Raw genomic sequence first — 19,132 nt, 5'->3', positions numbered from 1 at the left:
GCGCCTGCACCGGGATCTCCAGACCGTTCACAACGACACCGCCTCGTAGAGTTTGCCGATTTCATCGCGGCCGAGCACGCGCAGTGTGCCGGGCCGTTGGTCGCCGAGTGCGACCGGACCGATATTCGTGCGCACCAGCCGGATGACCGGGTGGCCGACCGCGTCCAGCAGGCGGCGCACGATGTGTTTCCGCCCTTCGTGCAACACGATCTTGACCAGGGAACGTCCCTCGCCCAGGTCGAGCACCTGGAAACGGTCCACCTTCGCGGGGCCGTCCTCCAGCTCGACGCCCTCCCTCAGCCGCTTGCCGACCGCACGGTTGTTGACCTCACCGTGCACGGTCGCCAGGTAGGTCTTGGAGACCTCGAAGGACGGGTGCATGAGCCGGTGGGCGAGGTCGCCGTCATTGGTCAGCAGCAGCAACCCCTCGGTATCGGCATCGAGCCTCCCGACGTGGAAGAGGCGCTGACCGGCGGCGATCCGCTCGGCCACGATGTCGCCGACGCAGGGACGGCCCAGATCGTCGGACATGGTGGACTGCCAGCCCTTGGGCTTGTTCAGCGCGACGTGCACCAGCTCCTCACGCACCACCACGCGGGTGCCGTCGACGCGCACCACCGCGTGCTGCGGGTCGATGCGCAGCCCCTGCTCGCGCACGATCATGCCGTCGACTTCGACGCGGCCCTGCGCGATCATCTCCTCGGCGGCGCGACGCGAGGCGACGCCCGCCTTGGCGAGGACCTTCTGCAGCCGCTCGCCTTCTCCCCACGGCAGTTTGGTGTGCCCTCCGGATTCGGCCGGCTCGACGTTCTGGTGGCGCGCGGGCTTGGCGTTGCTCAGCAGCGGCGGCTGCGCGGCCTGCCGTTGCGGCTTCGGCTTCTTCTTGCCACCCGGGTTCGCGTGCCGCGGGTTCGGGGCCGCCGCGGCCGCGCGCTGCGTCGCACCGCGGCTCGCGCCCCCCTGCTGGGCACCGCGGGCGGTGCTCCCCCGTTGAGCCGTACGTGCGTCGCGTGAGTTCGTGTTGCGGCTCGTGCCCCGTTCGGGCTGTGCGCCGCGTTTTCTACGATCCGGTGTGCCATCTCGGCGAGCGGGCGTATTCATCGTGTCCTGTCACTCTTCGGTGCCGAGGTCCAAGTCGGCCTCGGCGGGTTTCTTCAATCTGGTGTAACGGGGGTCCGTCTCCAGGCTTTCATTGATCTCATCGATCAGGTCGACGCCCGGAAGCAGGGGCGCCAACGGCGGCAGGTCGCTCAGCGACGGGAGCCCGATCCGTTCCAGGAACAGCTCGGTCGTGCAGTACAGCGTCCCGTTGGTCTCCGGGTCGACGCCCGCCTCGGCGATCAGTCCCCTGGCCAGCAGCGTGCGCATCACCCCGTCGACGTTCACGCCGCGTACCGCGCTGACCCTGGTCCTGGTCACCGGCTGACGGTATGCCACCACCGCCAGTGTTTCCAACGCCGCCCGGGTCAGTTTCGATCGGGAGCCGTCGAGCAGCATCCGCTCCACATACGGCGCGTACTCGCTGCGAGTATAGAAGCGCCAACCGTCACCCACGAAACGCAGATCGATGCCGCTGGACCGTGCCGTCAGTTCGGCCGACATCGCACGCAAGGTGCTCTCCACCCGCTGCGCGGTATCGCCCAGCGCGGCCGCCAGCTGGTCCACCGGGGCGGGAGTGTCGACGACGAGCAGCATCGCCTCCAGCGCCGAGCGGAATTCGGCGTCCTCGAGTGGTTCCGTAGTGAGATCCGTCACCGCCTCGTTCACCCGTAGTCCTCCTCGATAGTCACGACGTCCGCCTGTTCCGCCGCGTCGTCGCCGATCCAGCGCACCGACAAGGGACCGAGCGGATCGGGCTGGTCGAACTCGATCGTCTTGCCGCGATACAGCTCGAGCAGCGCCAGGAAGCGGGCGACGATCTGGATGGGGACTTCGCAATCGGCGACCAACTCGCCGAACGAGGTCCACGCACCCGCGCCGCGCTGTTTGAGCCGTTCCAGCACCAGCGCCGCCTGCTCGGCCACCGAGATCGCGTGCGTGTGCAAGTGGTCGAGCCCGACCTTCGGCACCGGGCGGGGCCGGAAGGCCGCCGCGGCGATCGCGGCGAACTCCGCCGCCCCGACACCCAGCGTAACCTCGGGCAGCAGATCGGCGTAACGCTCCTCCAGACCGACCGCGCGGGGGTAGCGGCGCAGCGCCGCGGCCTCCAGCTCGCCGAGCAACTCGGCGACCTGCTTGAACGCGCGGTACTGCAGCAGCCGGGCGAACAGCAGGTCGCGCGCCTCCAGTAGTTCGAGATCTTCGGCGTCGGTCATCTCCCCGGACGGCAGCAGGCGTGCCGCCTTCAGATCCAGCAGCGTGGCGGCGACGACCAGGAACTCGGTGGTCTGGTCCAGAATCTTGTCCGCGCGCAAGGTGTTCTGCCGGGCCGCGTTCGCGGTCAGCGCCTTGGTGTAGGCGATGAACTCGTCGGTGACCTTGTGCAGCGCCACCTCGGTGACGTCCAGCTTGCGCGAGCTGATCAGGCTGAGCAGCAGGTCGAAAGGACCCTCGAAGTTGCTCAGGCGCAAGCGAAATGTGGACGGCTGCGCTGTCTCTTGGGAAGAATCCCCCGGCGGGGCACTCGCCCCTGGATCGTCCGGGTCGCCTGCCGGCCGCTGCCTCGGCGCGGCGCTCCCCGGCACCTCAGGTGGATCGGCAACTTGCCGCGAAGCAACCACTTCGACCTCGGGTGGATCGCTAGCTTGCCGCACCCCCGGCGCGGCGCTCGCCGCGACGGCGGGTTCGTCGGCTTGCGCCCGATCACCCGGCGTGACGTTCCCGGCCGCCCGCGAGAGGTTCCCCGGCGGGGCGCTTGCCGGACCCTCGGGTGTTTCCGGCGCAGGCGCGGACGAGTTGCCTTGTTCCGCGGGGATGTCGGCCGCGGCCGCCTCGGTGCGCACTGCGGGTGAGGTCACAGAGGATTCGTCCGCGCCGGTATCGGCCTGAACAGGCGCTGCGGAATCCTCCGACTCCGTACCGCCGGTGATACCCCCGACCACGGCCGGATTCGGGCGTTGCGCCGCCGCGCCCCGGCCAGCGGCGATATACGCGGCGGCCGCGTTTCCGAGCGCAGGAGGGCTACCGGAACCAACGGTGGTTTCTTCGGCGGCGTGCGGCGCATCGGCATCGCGCGCACGGTCGTCGAGCGGAGGAGTGGCACCGGCCGCGGAAGACCCCTGGCCGGATGAGTTGTCGGTGGACGCAGACGAGGGGCCGGAGCGGCCGATCACCGGCCCGACCGGTGGATGACTTCCCGAGCCATCGACCGGTATGCTTCGGCCCCACTGGATTTCGGCGCCCACGTGGTGATGGGCTCGCCCGCGACGCTGGCGTCCGGGAAACGGACGGTGCGCGCGATCGCGGTGTCGTAGACCAGGTCACCGAACACCTCGACCACTCGCGCCATGACCTGGCGAGAGTGCAGCAGTCGAGCGTCGAACATGGTGACCACTATTCCGTACAGGCTCAGCCGCGGGTTCAGCCGGTCCCGCACTTTCTCCACGGTGTCGTTGAGCAGCGCGAGCCCGCGTAGCGAGAAGTACTCGCATTCCATCGGAATGATCACGCCGTCCGAGCAGGCCAGGGCGTTGACCGTGAGCAGGCCGAGGGAGGGCTGGCAGTCGATGAGGATGTAGTCGTAGCGGTTGCGCACCGGCGCGAGCGCGCGGCCGAGCGACTGCTCCCTGCCCACCTCGTTGACCAGCTGGATCTCCGCGGCGGACAGATCGATGTTGCTCGGCAGCAGGTCCATGTTCGCGACGCGGGTCTGCATCAGCACGTCGTCGATGGACACGTTGGAGCCTATGAGCAGGTTGTGCACGGTCTGGTCAAGAGTGTGGTGGGCCACGCCGAGACCCGCCGACAACGCGCCCTGCGGGTCCAGGTCGACCAGCAGCACCCGGCGGCCGTATTCGGCCAGCGCGGCGCCGAGGTTGATGGTGGAGGTCGTCTTGCCGACTCCGCCCTTCTGGTTGCACATGGCGACGATCAGGGCGTCGCCGTGCTGCCCCACCGGCGGCGGGTCCGGGACCAGCCGCAACGGCCGGCCCGTCGGGCCGAGCGTCGCGTCATCCGGGACCGGCTCTGCCCCGGTGCCCCACAGCGTTTCCGCCGCGGCGTCCGAGTACGGACCCGGGCGCGGGCCCTTGAGCGGCTCCGCCCCAGCACCCATCGGCGGCTCTGCCGCGCCGGCTGTCGTCACGATCCGCTGCTCCTTATACGTTCCTGCCGGTTGCCTCGCCGAGCGTAGCGAGGCCGATCAGTGCCCGACCTCGCTTTCGTACGGTCCAGCTCTCGATAGACGCTACCGCTTGACGGCACTCGAGTGCCGCGCCTGCGCGCGGCGTGTTCGCCCCGCGCTGGTCAGCGCCATTGCGGGCCACCGTCGAAATGCACGTCGAACCGGTCGTGCAAGTCGTTCATGCTGTCCCAGTCCGCCTCCCCGCGTGCGATCCGGCCGAGTTGCCGGAAATACTCGAAGCGGACGATACCCGGTGTGAGGACGGCCAGGAACTCCGCGGGCCCGTCCGCGTCGGCGCCGAAGGCGTGCACGACATTCGGCGGGATCACCACCAAGCCGCCTTTGCTAACCTTGCTCAGTTCGCCATCGACGAGAAACTCCATCGTCCCGTCCAACACGTAGAAGATCTCGGTCGATTCGGTGTGGTGATGCGGCCGAGTGCCGTCCGCTCCCGCGGCGAGCGTCAGCCGATTGGCGCCGAACAGCCCCTCGGACTTCTCGCTGTCCTCGAGCAGCCGGAACGACCCGCCGCCGGGCAGCGGCACCGCTTCGACGTCGGCTTCGTGGACGATGAAAGACCTTCCCATGCAACTCACCTCGCGTTGTGCACCGATTCTGGCTGCGGCCGTCCGCAGCACGCGGACTCCGACCACAGAACAACCGGACCACGGTCCCGTTTGTTCCGCGCACTGTACGGTCCCCTACCGCGTTCGCAGATACGTCCGCCGGCCAGCCGAAGTAACCCTGACTCCATGGGGATTCGTCATCGCATCGTCGGGATCCTGCGTCGGCCCGGCGTGTTCGAATACACCACGATTTGGGCGGCCGAACGCGCCCGGAGCCCCAGCGACTCCGCCGCGTCCACTGGCACCGCACGCGCCGGAAAATCTGCACCCGGGAAGACCGCGCCCGACGGCTCAGCGGGCTCGGGGATGGGCGGTAGCCCAGACCTCGCGCAGTGTGGTCACCGTGACCAGCGTGTAGATCTGGGTCGTCGTCACGGACGCGTGACCGAGCAACTCTTGCACGACGCGGACGTCCGCGCCGCCGTCGAGCAGGTGGGTGGCGAAGGAGTGGCGCAGCGTATGCGGCGACACCGCCGCCGCGATACCCGCGCGTTCGGCGGCGGTCTGCAACACCTGCCACGCGCTCTGCCGGGACAGGCGGGCGCCGCGCGCGTTCAAGAACAGCGCTCCGGCGTTTCCTTTCCCGTGCGAGGCGAGCATCGGCCGCCCCCGCACCAGGTAGGCGTCCACGGCGGCGAGGGCGGGCCGCCCGATCGGCACCACGCGCTGCTTGCCGCCCTTGCCGCGCAGCACCACCGCCCGTTCCCCGGTGTCCAGATCGTCGACGTCCAACCCGACCATTTCAGAGATCCGGGCGCCGGTGGAGTAGAGCATTTCCAGCAGCGCCCGGTCGCGCAGGCCGCGCGGTCCCCCGTCCGCGCCCGCCGCGGCGTCCGGGTTGTCCGCGGATCCACCACCCGCGGCCTCCAGCAACTTCAGTACCTGGTCGTAGGGCAGCGCTTTGGGCAGCCTGCGGCCCGGCGTGGGCGGCTTGACGGCGTGCGCGACGTCGGTGCTGGTCAGCCCCTCCGCCGCGGCGAAGCGATGCCATCCGCGCACCGCGATCAACGCGCGTGCCGCCGAGCTGGCCGCCAGCGCCGGGTGCCCGCCGCCGCCCGAGCGCAACGTGACGGTGAACTCGGCGACGTCGGACTCGCCGACCTGGTCGAGCGAGCCGATCCCGCGCCCGCTCAGGAAGTCGAGGTAGCGGCCGAGATCGCGCCGATACGCGGCGAGGGTATTGGGCGCGAGACCGCGCTCGACGGCGAGGTGGTCGAGGTAGGCGTCGAGCTCGCGGGCGAGCACGACCGCTCAGTCTTCGGACTTCCGCGCCGCTTGGCGGCGAAGAAGCGCGGTGGGCTGTCCGGGCCACGGCGCGTCCGGCGGACGCAGCTCCGCGCCGCCGACCCGCGCGGCCGCCAGCGCGAGCACGCCCGCGACCGCGGTGGCGTTCACGATCTGCCCCGCCAGCGCCGCCCGCACGGCCGCGTCGACCGGCATCCGGACCACTTCCAGGTCGGCTTCCTCCAGCTCCGGCTCGGGCCGGTCGGTCTCGTACAGGTCCCGTGCCAGGTACACCCGCAAAGCCTCGTCGGTGAAACCGGGCGAGAGCATCACATCCACCAGCACCGACCACTCCCGCGCGGCCAGCCCGGCCTCCTCGGCCAGTTCCCGCTGCGCGGCGAGCAGCGGGTCCTCGCCGGGCACGTCGAGCAGACCGGCGGGCAGCTCGAGCAGCCGCGCCCCGATCGGGTGGCGGTACTGGTTGATCAGCACCACGTTGTCGTCCGCATCGATCGCGGCGACGGCGACGGCGCCGTGATGCTCGACCACCTCGCGTTCGACGACCCGCCCGCCCGGCATCGACACCTGGTCGAGCCGCAACGCCAAGATGGCGCCGCTGTAGACGGTCCGGCTGGATACGATCTCGAATTCGTGGCTGCCCGGTTCGGCAGCGCCTCCGGTGAGCGTGGCCCGGTCGTCGGTCATGCACCGACCTTATCGGCAGGAGCGGACACTCCCCGGTGACGAGAGCCGCCGCTTGCGGGCCCGACCCTCATGCCGCTACGCCTTTTCCGTCGCACCTGCGAGTTCGTCGTCGGGGATGTCGACAGGAAGCCGCTCGGCCGCCTTGTATTTCAGCGCCGCCGAGATCAGCGCCGCGAACAGCGGGTGCGGCCGGGTCGGACGGCTCTTCAGTTCCGGGTGCGCCTGGGTGGCGACGAAGAACGGGTGCACCTCGGCGGGCAGCTCGACGAACTCGACCAGATGTCCGTCCGGCGAGGTGCCGCTGAACGTCAAACCGCTCTCGGCGATCTTGTCCCGGTAGGCGTTGTTCACCTCGTAACGATGACGGTGCCGCTCCGAGACGTGCTCGCTGCCGTATGCCCGGGCGACGACCGAGCCCTTCGCCAGCGTCGCGGGATAGGCACCGAGACGCATGGTGCCACCGAGATCGGCCTCACCGGCCACGGCCTGTTCCTGGTCGGCCATCGTGGAGATGACGGGATGCGGGGTGTCCGGCTCGAACTCGGCCGAGTTGGCCTCGGCCAGACCGACCGAGCGGGCGGCCTCGATCACCATGCACTGCAGACCAAGGCACAGACCCAGCAGCGGGATGCCGCGGGTGCGCGCGTAGTGGATCGCGCCGACCTTGCCCTCGATGCCGCGGATGCCGAATCCGCCGGGAATCAGCACGGCGTCGACGTCGCGCAGTGCCTGCTGCGCGCCCGTCGGGGTCTCGCACGCGTCGGAGGGCACCCAGTGGATGTTCACCTTGGCGCGCGAGGCGAACCCGCCCGCGCGCAGCGCCTCGGTGACCGAGAGATACGCGTCGGGCAGGTCGACGTACTTGCCGACCAGCGCGACCTCGACCGTCTCGCGCGGTGAGTGCACCCGCTCGAGCAGGTCGCCCCACACGGTCCAGTCCACGTCGCGGAACGGCAGGCCGAGCCTGCGCACCACGTAGGCGTCCAGGCCCTCGCGGTGCAGCACGCGCGGAATGTCGTAGATCGACGGCGCGTCCGGGGTGGAGATGCAGGCATCGACCTCGACATCGCACATCAGCGCGATCTTGCTCTTCAGCGCTTGGGGGACCTCCCGGTCGCAGCGCAGGATCAGCGCGTCGGGCTGGATACCGATGTTGCGCAGCGCGGCCACCGAGTGCTGGGTCGGCTTGGTCTTCAGCTCGCCGGAGGGGGCGAGGTAGGGCACCAGCGACACGTGCAGGAAGAAGACGTTGTCCCGGCCGACGTCGTGGCGGATCTGGCGGGCGGCCTCCAGGAACGGCTGCGATTCGATGTCGCCGACGGTGCCGCCGATCTCGGTGATCACCACGTCCGGCGTCTGCCCTTGCAGATCCGGACCGCGCATCGCGAGGATGCGGTTCTTGATCTCGTCGGTGATGTGCGGGATCACCTGCACCGTGTCACCCAGGTACTCGCCGCGGCGCTCCTTGGCGATGACCGACGAATAGATTTGCCCGGTGGTCACATTCGCGTCCCGGGACAGGTCCCGGTCGAGGAAGCGCTCGTAGTGGCCGACGTCCAGATCGGTCTCCGCGCCGTCCTCGGTCACGAACACCTCGCCGTGCTGGAAGGGGTTCATGGTGCCGGGATCGACGTTCAAGTACGGGTCGAGTTTCTGCATCGTGACGCGCAGCCCACGCGCCGTCAGCAGCTGCCCGAGGCTGGAGGCGGTAAGACCTTTACCCAATGAGGAGGCGACACCACCGCTGACGAAGATGTGCTTCGTGGCCGTTCGCGCCTGAATCCGTGTTTGACCCACGGGTCTTCACGGTAACACGGATCCGCCCGTCAGTTCGAATGCCACGCCCGTTTGCCCACCGATCGCCGGGCTGTATTTCAGAGCCTGACCCCCCCGACTGTGAAGCATGTCGCGGCAGGGGCCGCGAGCGCATTGTCCCGCGCCGCCGCCCTGCACGGAAACAACCCATCGAAGCGGAAGTCGGCGCGAGGACGTCGACCGCTGCGGACGGGCACGCGGCGCAACGGCTACTCAACCCGGCAGGGCGGCCAACGTCAGCGACGCGGCTTTGGCACCGGTGCCGTAGCGGCCAGCGCCGCCGTTGAGTTGTTCGCCGAGCGCCAGGACCGTGGTGACGCGACCGAGGTCCCTTTCGAGGTTGTCGACCGTGCTGACCTGGGCGGCGAGCGCGGCGTCGGTGCGGACGACGCCGATCGGCCCCTCTCCCTCGGCGGCGCCGGCGCGACCGGCCAGCACCACGCCGGAACCGCGGCCACGCAGGGCGCCCGCGAACCGAGCGGTATTCGCGCCCACGCTGTCCCGGGCGGCGTCGACGCCGTTTCCGGTGATCACCACGGCGAGCTGCGCCGGACGAACCGGCGTATCGCCGTAGGCGAGGAAGCCGCCGCCGCGCAAAGTCTCCAGCACCAGCCCGAGCTCCTGCGGAGTGCTCCGAGGTTGCCCATTGGCCGGATCGAGCAGCAGGACCAGGCCGAGCAAATCGCCGGCCATGCTGCCCTGATCGACCGCGCCGGTACGCAGCTGCGCCCCCGCCGGGATCACGTTGGTGAGGGCGGTGCGCATCCGGTCGCCCTCGGTCGCGTCGGCGAAAGCGTCGGTGAACGCGATCCGGCCGGTCACGGCCGCGCCGGAGGTCTCCAGCGCCTTCGTCACCGCGTCGACGTCACCGGGATCGGCGTCCGGTGTCGTGAACACGACGACGCCGCGGTCGGCGAGGGCGCCACCGAGGATGCGGCCCGACGACCCGGCGACGAACCGGTCGGCGGCCATGACCTGGTCCGCGAGCCGCCGGTTCTGTTCGGTCAGCGTGTCGACCTGCTGGCGCAGATCGGTCTTGTCCGCCCGCAAGCCGGACAGCAGATCGGCGGCGAGCGTCTGCGAGCCGAGCACCACGCCGATGGCGAGCGCCAGAAAGATCGCGGCGATCGAGGTGGCGTGCTGGCGCAACGTAATCATCGTTCTCCCTCGGCTATTCCCACGAACCGGTGCGCGCCTGCGCCCAGAGCGCGAAGCGGTTCCAGTTGTCGACGACCCAGTCCATGACATCCGCGCCGCTGTTGGAGGCCAGCAGCACGACGATCAACGCGACCAGCGCGGCGAGCACCACCAGCGCGACGGCGATCCCGGACACCCGGTTGCGGTAGAGCGTGGCCACGGCCTTCGCATCCACCAGCTTGGTCCCGACCTTGAGCCGGGTGAGGAACGTGGCCGGGTTGCTGTGGCGGCGGCCGCGATCGAAGAAGTCGTCGAGCGAGGCCGGAGCGCCCGCGACGACGATCAGGGCCGCACCGTGATGGTCGGCCAGCAGCAGCGCCAGATCGGCGGCCGAACCCGACGAGGGAAAGGTCGTCGCGCCGATGCCGAGATCCTGGATGCGCTCGAGTCCCTTCGCGTGGCCGTCGGTGTCGGCGGGCAGGATCACCTCGGCGCCGCATTTCATGGTCGCGGAGGTGATCTCGTCCGGGTCGCCGACGATGATGTCGGGGCGGTAGCCCCGCCTCCGGAGCGTGTCCGCGCCACGGCCGACGCCGATCAGGATCGGGGCGTATTCCTTGATGAACGGCTTGAGCCGCTGCAGGTCCTCGGCGTGCTCCGGGCCGTCGGCGACGACGACCACGTGCCGCTGCTTCAGCACCAGATCCAGTTCCGGCACACCGAAGCCGTCGATGAGCAGCGCGCTCTCCGTGCGGATGAACTCGATGGTGTTGCCCGCGAACGCCTCCAGGTGATCGGCCAGACCGTTGCGCGCCTCGATCATCCGCTCCGCGATGGCGGACTCGGTGAGCTCGATGCCCTCGACGAGGACCTCCGGCTCCTTCTTGATCAGCTTGTCGGCGTAGACGACACCCTCGTCGATCCGGACCCGCACGCCGTCCTTGATCTTGCTGAACGCATCCGAACTCACCGTGTCCAGCAGCAGGATTCCGTTGGCCACCAGCGCTTCCGGACCCAGGTTGGGATAGCGGCCCGAAATGGACGGCGAGGTGTTGATCACCGCGCCCACACGGGCCTCGACCAACCGGTCGGCGGTCATCCGGTCGAGGTCCATCTCGTCGAGCACGACGATGTCACCGGGGCCGACGCGCCCGAGCAATCGGCGGGTGTTGCGATCCACCCGGGCTGTCCCGGTCAGACCCGGCAGCGTTTCGGTGTTCCTCGACAACAGCGCCAGCATTTTCATGCGCCGATGATGGCGGCAAACCCTCAACCATTGGTGGAGGCGCGCCGGGCAGCGAATGAGCAGCTACCCACTCGGACAGTTCGAGCCTCGGCCATAGCCAACCTCGGGCCAGTATTCCGAGTTGCATACGCAGCCAGCCCCGACGGCATCGGCGCCATTTGTGACCCGGACAACACGATCACCGAGCGCCGGACGGAGTACCTATATGCTGCCCGTCACAGGTAACTCGAAGAGGAGAACCATGGCCAGCACCACCGTCGACGCCGTTATCGCCGCCCCACGCGAGGTCGTATACCGGCTCTTCGCCGACCGCGAGAGCATCAGCCCCTATCTGCCGGTCCAGGTCAAGCTGACCAAGCCCGGCCTGACCGAACGCGAAGGCGTCGGCGCCCAGCACCTGATCGGCGTCGGCCCGGTCGGCGTCACCGAGGAGATCACCAAGCTGGTGCCCGGTGAGCGGATGGAATACAAGGTCGTCAAGGGCGCGCCGGTAAAGCGGCACGTCGGCATCGTCACCTTCACCGATGCCGACAGCGGCACCCTGGTCTCCTACACGATGGAATCCGACCCCATGCTTCCCGTGCCCGCCAAGGTGGTGGAGCTCGGCCTGAAGAACCTGATCGGCGTGTTCATGCAGGGCGCGCGGAAAGCGGTGCGCTGATCGTCAGCGCGTCACCGGCGCCGCGCCCGCTTTCTCCGCGCGTGCCGTCGCCAGCAGTTCCTCCGCGTGCGCCCGGCCGGTCTCGGTGTCGTCGAGACCGGCCAGCATGCGGGCCAGCTCGATGACCCGCTCATCGTTGGTCAGCGCGCGAACGCCGCTGTTGACGGCGCCCTTCCCGTCATCGGACTTGTCGACCACCAGATGGGTATCGGCGAACGCCGCGACCTGCGGCAGGTGGGTCACCACGATGACCTGGTGGGTACGCGCCAGCCGGGCCAGCCTGCGACCGATCTCGACCGCGGCCCGGCCGCCGACACCCGCGTCGACCTCGTCGAACACCATCGTCGCCCCATGATCGGAGCTGGCAAGCACCACCTCGAGGGCCAGCATCACCCGGGACAACTCACCGCCGGACGCGCTCTTGCTCAACGGCAGCGACTGGGCGCCCGAATGCGCGGACAGACGGAACTCGACCTCGTCGATGCCCGCCGGACCGGCATGCAATTCCTGCCCGTCGACGGTGAGCGGCGCCGAGTCCTGTGGTCCGGCGGGCAGCGGCCGCACGTCGACCTCGAGACGCGCTTTACCCATCGCGAGACCACCCAGCTCGGCGCTCACCGCCGCCGCCAGCTTGCCCGCCGCCTTGGTCCGCGCCGCGCTCAGCTTCTTCGCCGTCTCGCGCACCCGCCCGGCGGCGGTATCCACCTCGGCGGCCAGCTTGGCCAGCGCTTCCTCGGAGACGTCGAGTGAGCCCAGCCGCGCGCGTGCTTCCTCCGCCCAGGCCAGCACGCCGTCGATATCGGGTGCGTACTTGCGGGTCAGCGTCTTCAGCTCGGCCTGCCGGGTGAGCAGCGAATCCAGCGCGCCCGGATCGGAAGGCAGATCCGAGAGATAACCGCTCAGCTCGGTGGTGACATCCACCACCACCGCGATGGCGTCGGCCAGGCGCGGTGCGAGAGCGGCCAGCGCGGGGTCGTCGGCCGCTTCGATGCGGGCACGTGCGGCGCCGAGCGATTCCAGGGCGCCGGAACCGTCTTCGGGCGTGTCGGCCGGTCCGGCCAGCGCGTCGTGTGCGGTTGCCGCCGCCTCGCGCAACGAGTCCAGATCGCTGAGCCTGCGCACCTCGTCGACGATGCGCACGTCCTCGCCGGGTTCGGGTGCGACGCTGTCGATTTCGCGCAAAGAGTGCTCGAGCCGCTCGGCCTCGAGCGCCAACTCCCTACTGCGCGCGGTGCGTTCGAGCAGTTCCGCGCGCGCGTCGAGCCACGATCGGCGCTGCGCCTGGTACTTCCGCAGCAGCGGGCCCACCGCGTCGGCGGCGAACTGGTCCAGCGCGGACAACTGCTGGTCGGGACGCTGCAAACGCAGCTGGTCGTTCTGGCCGTGCACGGTCAGCAAGGGCGCGGTGAAATCGGCCAGCACCGAGGCGGGCACGCCGCGCCCGCCCAGATGCGCACGGGAACGTCCGTCACTGCCGACCGTCCGGATCGCGATGATGCTGCCGTCGTCGTCCTGCTCGGCCGCGGCCGATTCCAGCACTCGCGCGACTTCGGCCCGGGCGGCTTCGTTGACGTCTTCGACGGTGAATCGGCCCTCCACCACGGCACGGGACGCGCCAAGCCGGACCCGGCCCGCGTCCGCGCGCGCACCGCTGAGCAGATGCAGGCTGGTCACCACCATGGTCTTGCCCGCGCCGGTCTCACCGGTCAGGCAGGTCAGTCCGGCATGGAACTGCGCGGTCGCCGTGGAAATGACGCCAAGGCCGTCAATCCTGATCTCTGTCAGCACGTGTGCTCTCCGTTCGCCGTCGGCCACGCCAGCCGGTCACGGGCAATTGGAACTTGCGCACCATCCGGTCGGCGAACGGTGCGGAGTCCAGCCGCACCCAGCGCACCGGTTCGGCGCCGCGAACCGCCTCGACTCGGCCGCCGCTGGGCAATGCGAGCGTGCGCCTGCCGTCCAGGAAAACTAGCGCATCGTGTCCGGTGGCCACCGATTCGACCGCGATCCGCGAATTCGGGCTGGTCACCAGCGGCCGCGCGAACAGAGCGTGGGCGTTGCTCGGGATGACCAGCAGCGCTTCGAGTTCCGGCCACACCACCGGGCCGCCCGCGGAGAAGGCGTAGGCGGTCGATCCGGTCGGCGTGGCGATCAGAATGCCATCACAGCCGAACGCCGACACCGGCCGTCCGTCGACTTCGAGCACCACTTCCAACACACCCATGCGCGAGGCGTTTTCGATGCTCGCCTCGTTCAGCGCCCAGCCGCTCTCGACCACTTCGTCGTCGACCCGGACGGTGAGGTCGATGGTCATCCGATGCTCGATCCGGTAATCGCGCCGGACCACTTGGGCGAGCGCCTCGTCCAAGTGCTCGGCCTCGGCCTCGGTCAGAAACCCGATGCGCCCCAGGTTGATCCCGAGCACCGGCACCGCAGCGGGACGCGCCAACTCGGCGGCGCGCAGGAAGGTTCCGTCGCCGCCGAGCACGAGCACCATCTCGCAGCCGACCGCCGCTTCCGGGCCGTGCTCGACCACGCGAACCGGATAGCCACCCGGCTCGGCCTCGAATCGGGTGCTGTCCGCCTCGTCGGCGAGCACTCGCAGGCAGATGCCCGCGTCCGCGAAGATCTTCGCCACCCGGTGGGCGGTCTCGATGATTTCCGCCCGCCCCGGATGGGACACCAGCAAGATCTCCCGGCCGCAGGGCTTGGCCGGCGCGTTCACTGTGGACCCTCCTCAACCGCACGCTCGACCAGCGCCGCCACCAGCTCGCGGTCGTATTCGAACTGCCCGTCGTTGCGCAGCCACAAGAAGTATTCGACATTGCCGGAGGGACCCGGTAGCGGGCTCGCCACAACGCCGACGGTACGCAGGCCGAGGCCCGCGGCGGAGGCCGCGACCGCGCACACCGCGTCGGCACGCAGCTGCGGATCGCGCACGACGCCGCCGGAGCCGACGCGCTCCTTGCCGACCTCGAACTGCGGCTTCACCATCGGCAACAGGTCGGCGCCCGGCGCCGTGCAGGCTGCCAGCGCGGGCAGCACCAAGCCGAGCGAGATGAAGGACAGATCCCCCACGACCAGTTCGACCGTGCCGCCGATTGTTTCGGGCGTCAGGTTGCGCACGTTGGTGCGATCGAAGACCCGCACGCGCTCGTCGTTGCGTAGGCGCCAGACCAGCTGGCCGTAGCCGACGTCGACCGCGACCACCTCCCGCGCCTCCCGGCTGAGCAGCACGTCGGTGAAACCACCGGTGGACGCGCCCGCGTCCAGGCAGCGCTTGCCCGGGACGGACAACCCCTCCGGCTCGAACCGCTCCAGCGCGCCGAGCAGCTTGTGTGCCCCGCGTGAGGCCCAGGAGACCTCGTCGGGCTCCTCGCGCACCAGCAGCGGCGTGCCCGCCTCGACAGCGGTCGCCGCCTTCACCGCGACCGTTCCGGCTATCAGGACGCGGCCCGCACCGATCAGCTCGACCGCGTGCTCTCGCGATCGGGCCAATCCGCGGCGAACCAGTTCCGCGTCCACCCGCGTGCGCCTGGCCACCTCAGATCTTGTCCACCGTGGCCAGTGCCTGTACGAGCACGTCATGTGCCTGCTCCAGGATGCGAGCGCGCCGGGTGATATCGACTCCGGCTTCGGCGCTGTCGGTAGCGGGCGCCGCGCTCGAGCCGGGTCGCTCGAGCTCGGCGAGCAGACTGTCCACCTCGTCGCGGATCCGATCCGGGTCGGCCGGCTCCGGGCGCCCATGCGCACCCGGATGCTGACCGGGCAATGGGACCCCGGGGCGGGGACCATGCCCACCAGCGGGCGTTCCGGGAACGTTCGGACGGGGCGTAGGAGTAGTCATCGTGGCGTCAACGCTATCGGATTTCCGAACCGGACGCGCGGACCGTCACAGCTCGTCCCGGGTTACGCCGAAGGGCCTCACCGAGGTCGGTATCCGGGTCGAGGTGGATGGGTGCGTGGTTGAGAGCGTCGAGCGAATCGGAGACATAGGTCGGGGTCCGCTCGTCCGGTACCTCGCGCAGCTCGTCCAGGGTGCTGACGCCGGTCAGCACCAGCAGCGCGTCGAGGCCGACACGGTTGGCGCCTTCGATGTCGGTGTCGAGACGATCGCCGACCACCAGTGCGCTGCGGGAGTCCGCCCGGATGAGCGCGTCCTCCAGCAGGGGCGCGTACGGCTTGCCCGCCACGACCGGCTCCCGGTCGGACGCGGCCCGCAGCGCGGCGACCATCGCGCCGTTGCCCGGCGCGAGGCCACGTTCGTTCGGCAAAGTCTTGTCGGTGTTCGCCGCGACCCACAGTGCGTCCGCGCGCAACGCGTAGGCGGCCTCGGCCAGGTCCGGCCACGCGGTATGGGGTGAATGGCCTTGTACCACCGCGGCCGGCGCGGCGCCGTCGAAACGCCGGATCGAGCGCAGCCCGACCGCGTCCACCTCGGCGGCCAGATCGTCGGTGCCGACGACCAGCACCGGCGCGCCGGGGTCGAGTCGCTCGGCCAGCAGCCGGGCGGCCGCTTGGGCGCTGGTCACCACGTCATCGGCGGACGCGGGAAAGCCGAGTTCGGCCAAATGCGCGGCCACTATCGCCGGTCCCCGGCTGGCATTGTTCGTGACGTACACCAGCCGCTGGGCCGCGTCACCGCTCGCGGTCAACGCCTCCGGCGCGCCCTCGATCACCTCGTGTCCGCGATACAGCGTGCCGTCCAGATCCAGCAGCAGGGCTCGGTAGCGATCCCGTAGTCGCTTCACACCACTCTCACTCCATGTCACCGATCGGCGCTGTGCCGACTCGCATTCCGCCGGGCTCTCCGGCAGCACAGCCGCTCGGCGAGTCCGAGACACTCGAACATTACGCCAGACGGCTGACCCGAATGACGTGGCGTCAGCCACTCGCCAAGCCGGATCCCCAGCGCCGTCACGCAATCCACATACACCACACGGAGGGCGGCACCGGGCTGGCGCCACACCGCTGGCTGACGCCAGCCCAACTCGAGCCTCATCGCCGCGGCCACTACCTTCGCGATGCCGGCTGCGGCGAGTCCGGGCCGTCGCACGGCCCCGTTCAGCCAGCCCACTGCCGGATCCGTCCGATGGCCGCCGCGACCGTGCCCACCGCTACCGCCCGGACCGCGGAAATCGCGCGACGCAGCGGACCCGACTCGATCCTCGAGACGGCGTCGCCGTCGCCACCAACGCTCGCAACAGCGAGCACAATTCGAGGCGCGCCTGAGGCGAGCCCCACGGCAAGCACGACGCCAGCCCGCAGCGTGCTGGGGTCACCTCGGCGTCGTGGGCAGCCCGCTGCCGGGTCCATCCGGCAACGCCGCGACCGTGCACACCGGTTCGGACCGCAGCACGGGATCGCGCACGCGGCCAGAGCCGACCGCTCCTAATTGACCTCGGACGGCGGCTTCATCATCGGCCAGCAGGGCGGCGCCGAGCACCGCGCAGACCGCACCCGTGCTGCTGGTTCCTTGCCGGGTCGCCCGGGTGTGGTCGTACCGCGGTGCCGTGACCGCCCGCCGACGCGAACCGATGCTCGCTGCGATCGGGCGTGCTGCCCGGCTCGTCGGTCAGAGATCGATGTCGCCGGTGAGTTCGGCGGCGCGTTCTTCCGCGTCGGTTTCGCCGTCCAAGTCGGCCGATGCGGCGTTGAGGAACCAGGTGAGGCCCTCATCCGTCCGTCCCGCGGCGACCAGGGCGTCGGCGTAGGCGTAGAACAGGCGGGCCGCGGCCGAACCGGTGCGGGACGGGTCGAGGTCCGAGGTCTGCAAGGTTACGACCGCTTGGTCGTACTGGCCCAGGTCCATCCGTGCGCCCGCGACGACGATGCGCAGTTCGGTGGCCTCGTCGCCGCGCAGGGCACGCCCCTCGTCGCTACGGCCGAGTTCGATCGCGCGTTCCGGTCGGCCGAGACCGCGTTCGCAGTCGGCCATCACGGCCAGCAGGCCGGAACCACCGGACATCCGGCGGGCCGTCCGCAACTCCGACAACGCCTCCGCCCATTCACCGGCGTGGTAGGCCACGACCCCCGCGGTCTCGCGCACCACCGCGATCCGGCCGGCACGCTGCCGGGCCGCCCGCGCGTGCGCGAGCGCCAGACCCGGCTCGTCGTCGACGAGTCGTACGGCCATCACGAGATGGCGTGCAACCGTCTCGGCATTGCCTTTGTCCAGGCTGAGCAGGTCACGCCGGACGGCCGGATCGAGATCGGCGGCCTGAACGTCGTCCGGCAGATCGGGTTCCTCCGGACGCGGGGGACGCCGGTCGAACGACCGACCGCCGCCGGCATGGGCGCCTTCGCCGCCACGACGACGGTCCTGCGACCCCTCGCCGCGCGATGCCCAGTCGTCACGATCGGCCCCACTACGGCGCGCATCGGCGCCCCGATCCGTACTCGGGCGGCGCCGATCATCCGCGTCATCCCGACGCCGGAAGCCCGACTCGCCGCGCCGCCCGGCATCGCCGGACGCATCGGAGGCACCACGGCGTCCGCCTCCACCGGGCTCGCCACGGCGCACATCGCTCCGGTCGCCGGTATCGTCGCGGCGACGGCGGAATCCACCCCGAGCCTCACCTCGATCGGAATCACCACGAGGACTGGGCTTTTCACCCGAGCGGAAGCCGCCGCGGGACTCGTCGCGCCGGTCACCGGAATCGCTCCGGCGTTTGAAGCCGCCACGTTCTCCGGAGTCCTCGGATCGTTTGAAATCACCACGATCTCCTGACCCGCCGCGGCCGGTGAAGCCGCCCCGCGCACCGGAATCGTCGCGGCGCTCGAATCCGCCTCGCCTCGGCCCATCGTCTCCGCGGCGGTAGGCGCCGCCCTCACCGCCACGGTCACCGGGCCCCTGCCGTCGGAATCCACCGGAGGAGCTGCCGCGCTGGTCATGGCGGCCGCGCTCACCGGACTCACCCCGGCGGTCGAACCCGCCCGAGGTGTCGCGTCGCTCGGAACCACCACGGTCGGAGGAATCGTCGCGCCGACCGTAGCCGCCCGACTCTCCTCGTCGTGTGAAGCCGCCGCGGTCACCGGAATCGCCCCGGCGCTTGAATCCACCGCCCCGTCGGCTCGCATCGTCGCTGTCGCCTCGCCGGCCGGACCCGGAGTCGGGAGCGCCACGCCGGAAGGGCTTCCGATCGTCGTTTTGTTCCGGCACGGTGCTCCCTTTCTGGATTTCGCGGGAAAATCTGTTGGACCCACAAATTCAATCACGTACCTGCTGTGGGACGCGGGCACGGCAATTTCGTGCGAGCACTATCCGGTGCTCAAACGACGATAGGGGACCCAGATTCTGGGTCCCCTATCGTGAAGGATGTTCCGGCGGTGTCCTACTCTCCCACACCCTGTCGAGTGCAGTACCATCGGCGCTGGCAGGCTTAGCTTCCGGGTTCGGAATGGGACCGGGCGTTTCCCCGCCGCTATGGCCGCCG

Annotated in this window: 17 protein-coding genes and 1 rRNA gene; 1 reads left to right on the top strand and 17 read right to left on the bottom strand. The window is 69.9% G+C overall.

Annotated elements, in window-relative coordinates:
* Positions 1-27: 27 nt before the first annotated feature.
* From ACWPXK_RS19560 to steA, 10 genes are all read right to left on the bottom strand, one after another.
* Positions 28-1,101, bottom strand: coding sequence for a pseudouridine synthase (locus tag ACWPXK_RS19560; RefSeq protein ID WP_454197596.1), 1,074 nt, complete (start codon positions 1,099-1,101; stop codon positions 28-30).
* 9 nt (positions 1,102-1,110) lie between these two features.
* Positions 1,111-1,767, bottom strand: coding sequence for an SMC-Scp complex subunit ScpB (gene scpB / locus ACWPXK_RS19555; RefSeq protein WP_454197595.1), 657 nt, complete (start codon positions 1,765-1,767; stop codon positions 1,111-1,113).
* A complete protein-coding gene (locus ACWPXK_RS19550) occupies positions 1,764-2,684 on the bottom strand; it encodes a segregation and condensation protein A (protein ID WP_454197977.1) in 921 nt (306 codons plus the stop codon). The genes scpB and ACWPXK_RS19550 overlap by 4 nt, the downstream gene beginning before the upstream one ends.
* Positions 2,685-3,268: 584 nt before the next feature.
* Positions 3,269-4,213, bottom strand: coding sequence for a ParA family protein (locus ACWPXK_RS19545; protein WP_454197976.1), 945 nt, complete (start codon positions 4,211-4,213; stop codon positions 3,269-3,271).
* 191 nt (positions 4,214-4,404) lie between these two features.
* Positions 4,405-4,869 (bottom strand): cupin domain-containing protein, encoded by a 465-nt coding sequence (locus tag ACWPXK_RS19540; protein ID WP_454197594.1) that lies wholly within the window; start codon positions 4,867-4,869, stop codon positions 4,405-4,407.
* A 330-nt stretch (positions 4,870-5,199) separates the two neighbouring features.
* Positions 5,200-6,153 (bottom strand): site-specific tyrosine recombinase XerD, encoded by a 954-nt coding sequence (gene xerD / locus ACWPXK_RS19535; protein WP_454197593.1) that lies wholly within the window; start codon positions 6,151-6,153, stop codon positions 5,200-5,202.
* 6 nt (positions 6,154-6,159) lie between these two features.
* Positions 6,160-6,837, bottom strand: a complete 678-nt coding sequence (locus ACWPXK_RS19530) for an NUDIX domain-containing protein (RefSeq protein ID WP_454197592.1) — start codon at positions 6,835-6,837, stop codon at positions 6,160-6,162.
* Between the two features lie 75 nt (positions 6,838-6,912).
* Positions 6,913-8,634 (bottom strand): CTP synthase, encoded by a 1,722-nt coding sequence (locus ACWPXK_RS19525; RefSeq protein ID WP_454197591.1) that lies wholly within the window; start codon positions 8,632-8,634, stop codon positions 6,913-6,915.
* A 231-nt stretch (positions 8,635-8,865) separates the two neighbouring features.
* Complete coding sequence (locus ACWPXK_RS19520) at positions 8,866-9,810, bottom strand: copper transporter (protein WP_454197590.1); 945 nt, start codon at positions 9,808-9,810, stop codon at positions 8,866-8,868.
* 13 nt (positions 9,811-9,823) lie between these two features.
* Positions 9,824-11,035, bottom strand: coding sequence for a putative cytokinetic ring protein SteA (gene steA, locus ACWPXK_RS19515; protein WP_454197589.1), 1,212 nt, complete (start codon positions 11,033-11,035; stop codon positions 9,824-9,826).
* Positions 11,036-11,276: 241 nt separating this feature from the next.
* Here steA and ACWPXK_RS19510 point away from each other — a divergent pair, with 241 nt between their 5' ends.
* Positions 11,277-11,696, top strand: coding sequence for an SRPBCC family protein (locus tag ACWPXK_RS19510; protein WP_454197588.1), 420 nt, complete (start codon positions 11,277-11,279; stop codon positions 11,694-11,696).
* A 3-nt stretch (positions 11,697-11,699) separates the two neighbouring features.
* Here the strand turns inward: ACWPXK_RS19510 and recN are convergent, their stop codons facing one another.
* The 7 genes from recN to rrf form a co-directional block, all read right to left on the bottom strand.
* The gene (gene recN / locus ACWPXK_RS19505; RefSeq protein WP_454197587.1) at positions 11,700-13,484 is read right to left on the bottom strand and encodes a DNA repair protein RecN; all 1,785 of its coding nucleotides are present in this window, start codon (positions 13,482-13,484) and stop codon (positions 11,700-11,702) included.
* Positions 13,462-14,421 carry an NAD kinase gene (locus ACWPXK_RS19500; protein ID WP_454197586.1) on the bottom strand — a complete coding sequence of 320 codons (960 nt, stop codon included), beginning with the start codon at positions 14,419-14,421 and terminating at the stop codon, positions 13,462-13,464. Before ACWPXK_RS19500 ends, recN begins: the two co-directional genes overlap by 23 nt.
* Entirely contained in the window at positions 14,418-15,239 is an 822-nt protein-coding gene (locus ACWPXK_RS19495; protein ID WP_454197585.1) for a TlyA family RNA methyltransferase, read from the bottom strand. The genes ACWPXK_RS19500 and ACWPXK_RS19495 overlap by 4 nt, the downstream gene beginning before the upstream one ends.
* A gap of 1 nt (position 15,240) precedes the next feature.
* Entirely contained in the window at positions 15,241-15,543 is a 303-nt protein-coding gene (locus tag ACWPXK_RS19490; protein ID WP_454197584.1) for a hypothetical protein, read from the bottom strand.
* Positions 15,544-15,556: 13 nt separating this feature from the next.
* Positions 15,557-16,447 carry an HAD-IIA family hydrolase gene (locus ACWPXK_RS19485; protein ID WP_454197583.1) on the bottom strand — a complete coding sequence of 297 codons (891 nt, stop codon included), beginning with the start codon at positions 16,445-16,447 and terminating at the stop codon, positions 15,557-15,559.
* A gap of 824 nt (positions 16,448-17,271) precedes the next feature.
* Positions 17,272-18,219 carry a tetratricopeptide repeat protein gene (locus ACWPXK_RS19480; RefSeq protein ID WP_454197582.1) on the bottom strand — a complete coding sequence of 316 codons (948 nt, stop codon included), beginning with the start codon at positions 18,217-18,219 and terminating at the stop codon, positions 17,272-17,274.
* Positions 18,220-19,017: 798 nt separating this feature from the next.
* Positions 19,018-19,132 (bottom strand): 5S ribosomal RNA (gene rrf, locus ACWPXK_RS19475); the annotation flags it as partial.

Source organism: Nocardia sp. Marseille-Q1738 (assembly GCF_965283145.1).
This window is presented reverse-complemented; position numbering and strand designations above follow the sequence as displayed.

What these genes read in the sequence shown, in the direction of transcription:
- ACWPXK_RS19560 (WP_454197596.1), bottom strand. Translation starts at nt 1,101, where the DNA reads ATGAATACGCCCGCTCGCCGAGATGGCACACCGGATCGTAGAAAACGC.
- ACWPXK_RS19545 (WP_454197976.1), bottom strand. Translation starts at nt 4,213, where the DNA reads ATGGGTGCTGGGGCGGAGCCGCTCAAGGGCCCGCGCCCGGGTCCGTAC.
- ACWPXK_RS19540 (WP_454197594.1), bottom strand. Translation starts at nt 4,869, where the DNA reads ATGGGAAGGTCTTTCATCGTCCACGAAGCCGACGTCGAAGCGGTGCCG.
- ACWPXK_RS19530 (WP_454197592.1), bottom strand. Translation starts at nt 6,837, where the DNA reads ATGACCGACGACCGGGCCACGCTCACCGGAGGCGCTGCCGAACCGGGC.
- ACWPXK_RS19520 (WP_454197590.1), bottom strand. Translation starts at nt 9,810, where the DNA reads ATGATTACGTTGCGCCAGCACGCCACCTCGATCGCCGCGATCTTTCTG.
- steA (WP_454197589.1), bottom strand. Translation starts at nt 11,035, where the DNA reads ATGAAAATGCTGGCGCTGTTGTCGAGGAACACCGAAACGCTGCCGGGT.
- ACWPXK_RS19510 (WP_454197588.1), top strand. Translation starts at nt 11,277, where the DNA reads ATGGCCAGCACCACCGTCGACGCCGTTATCGCCGCCCCACGCGAGGTC.
- ACWPXK_RS19490 (WP_454197584.1), bottom strand. Translation starts at nt 15,543, where the DNA reads ATGACTACTCCTACGCCCCGTCCGAACGTTCCCGGAACGCCCGCTGGT.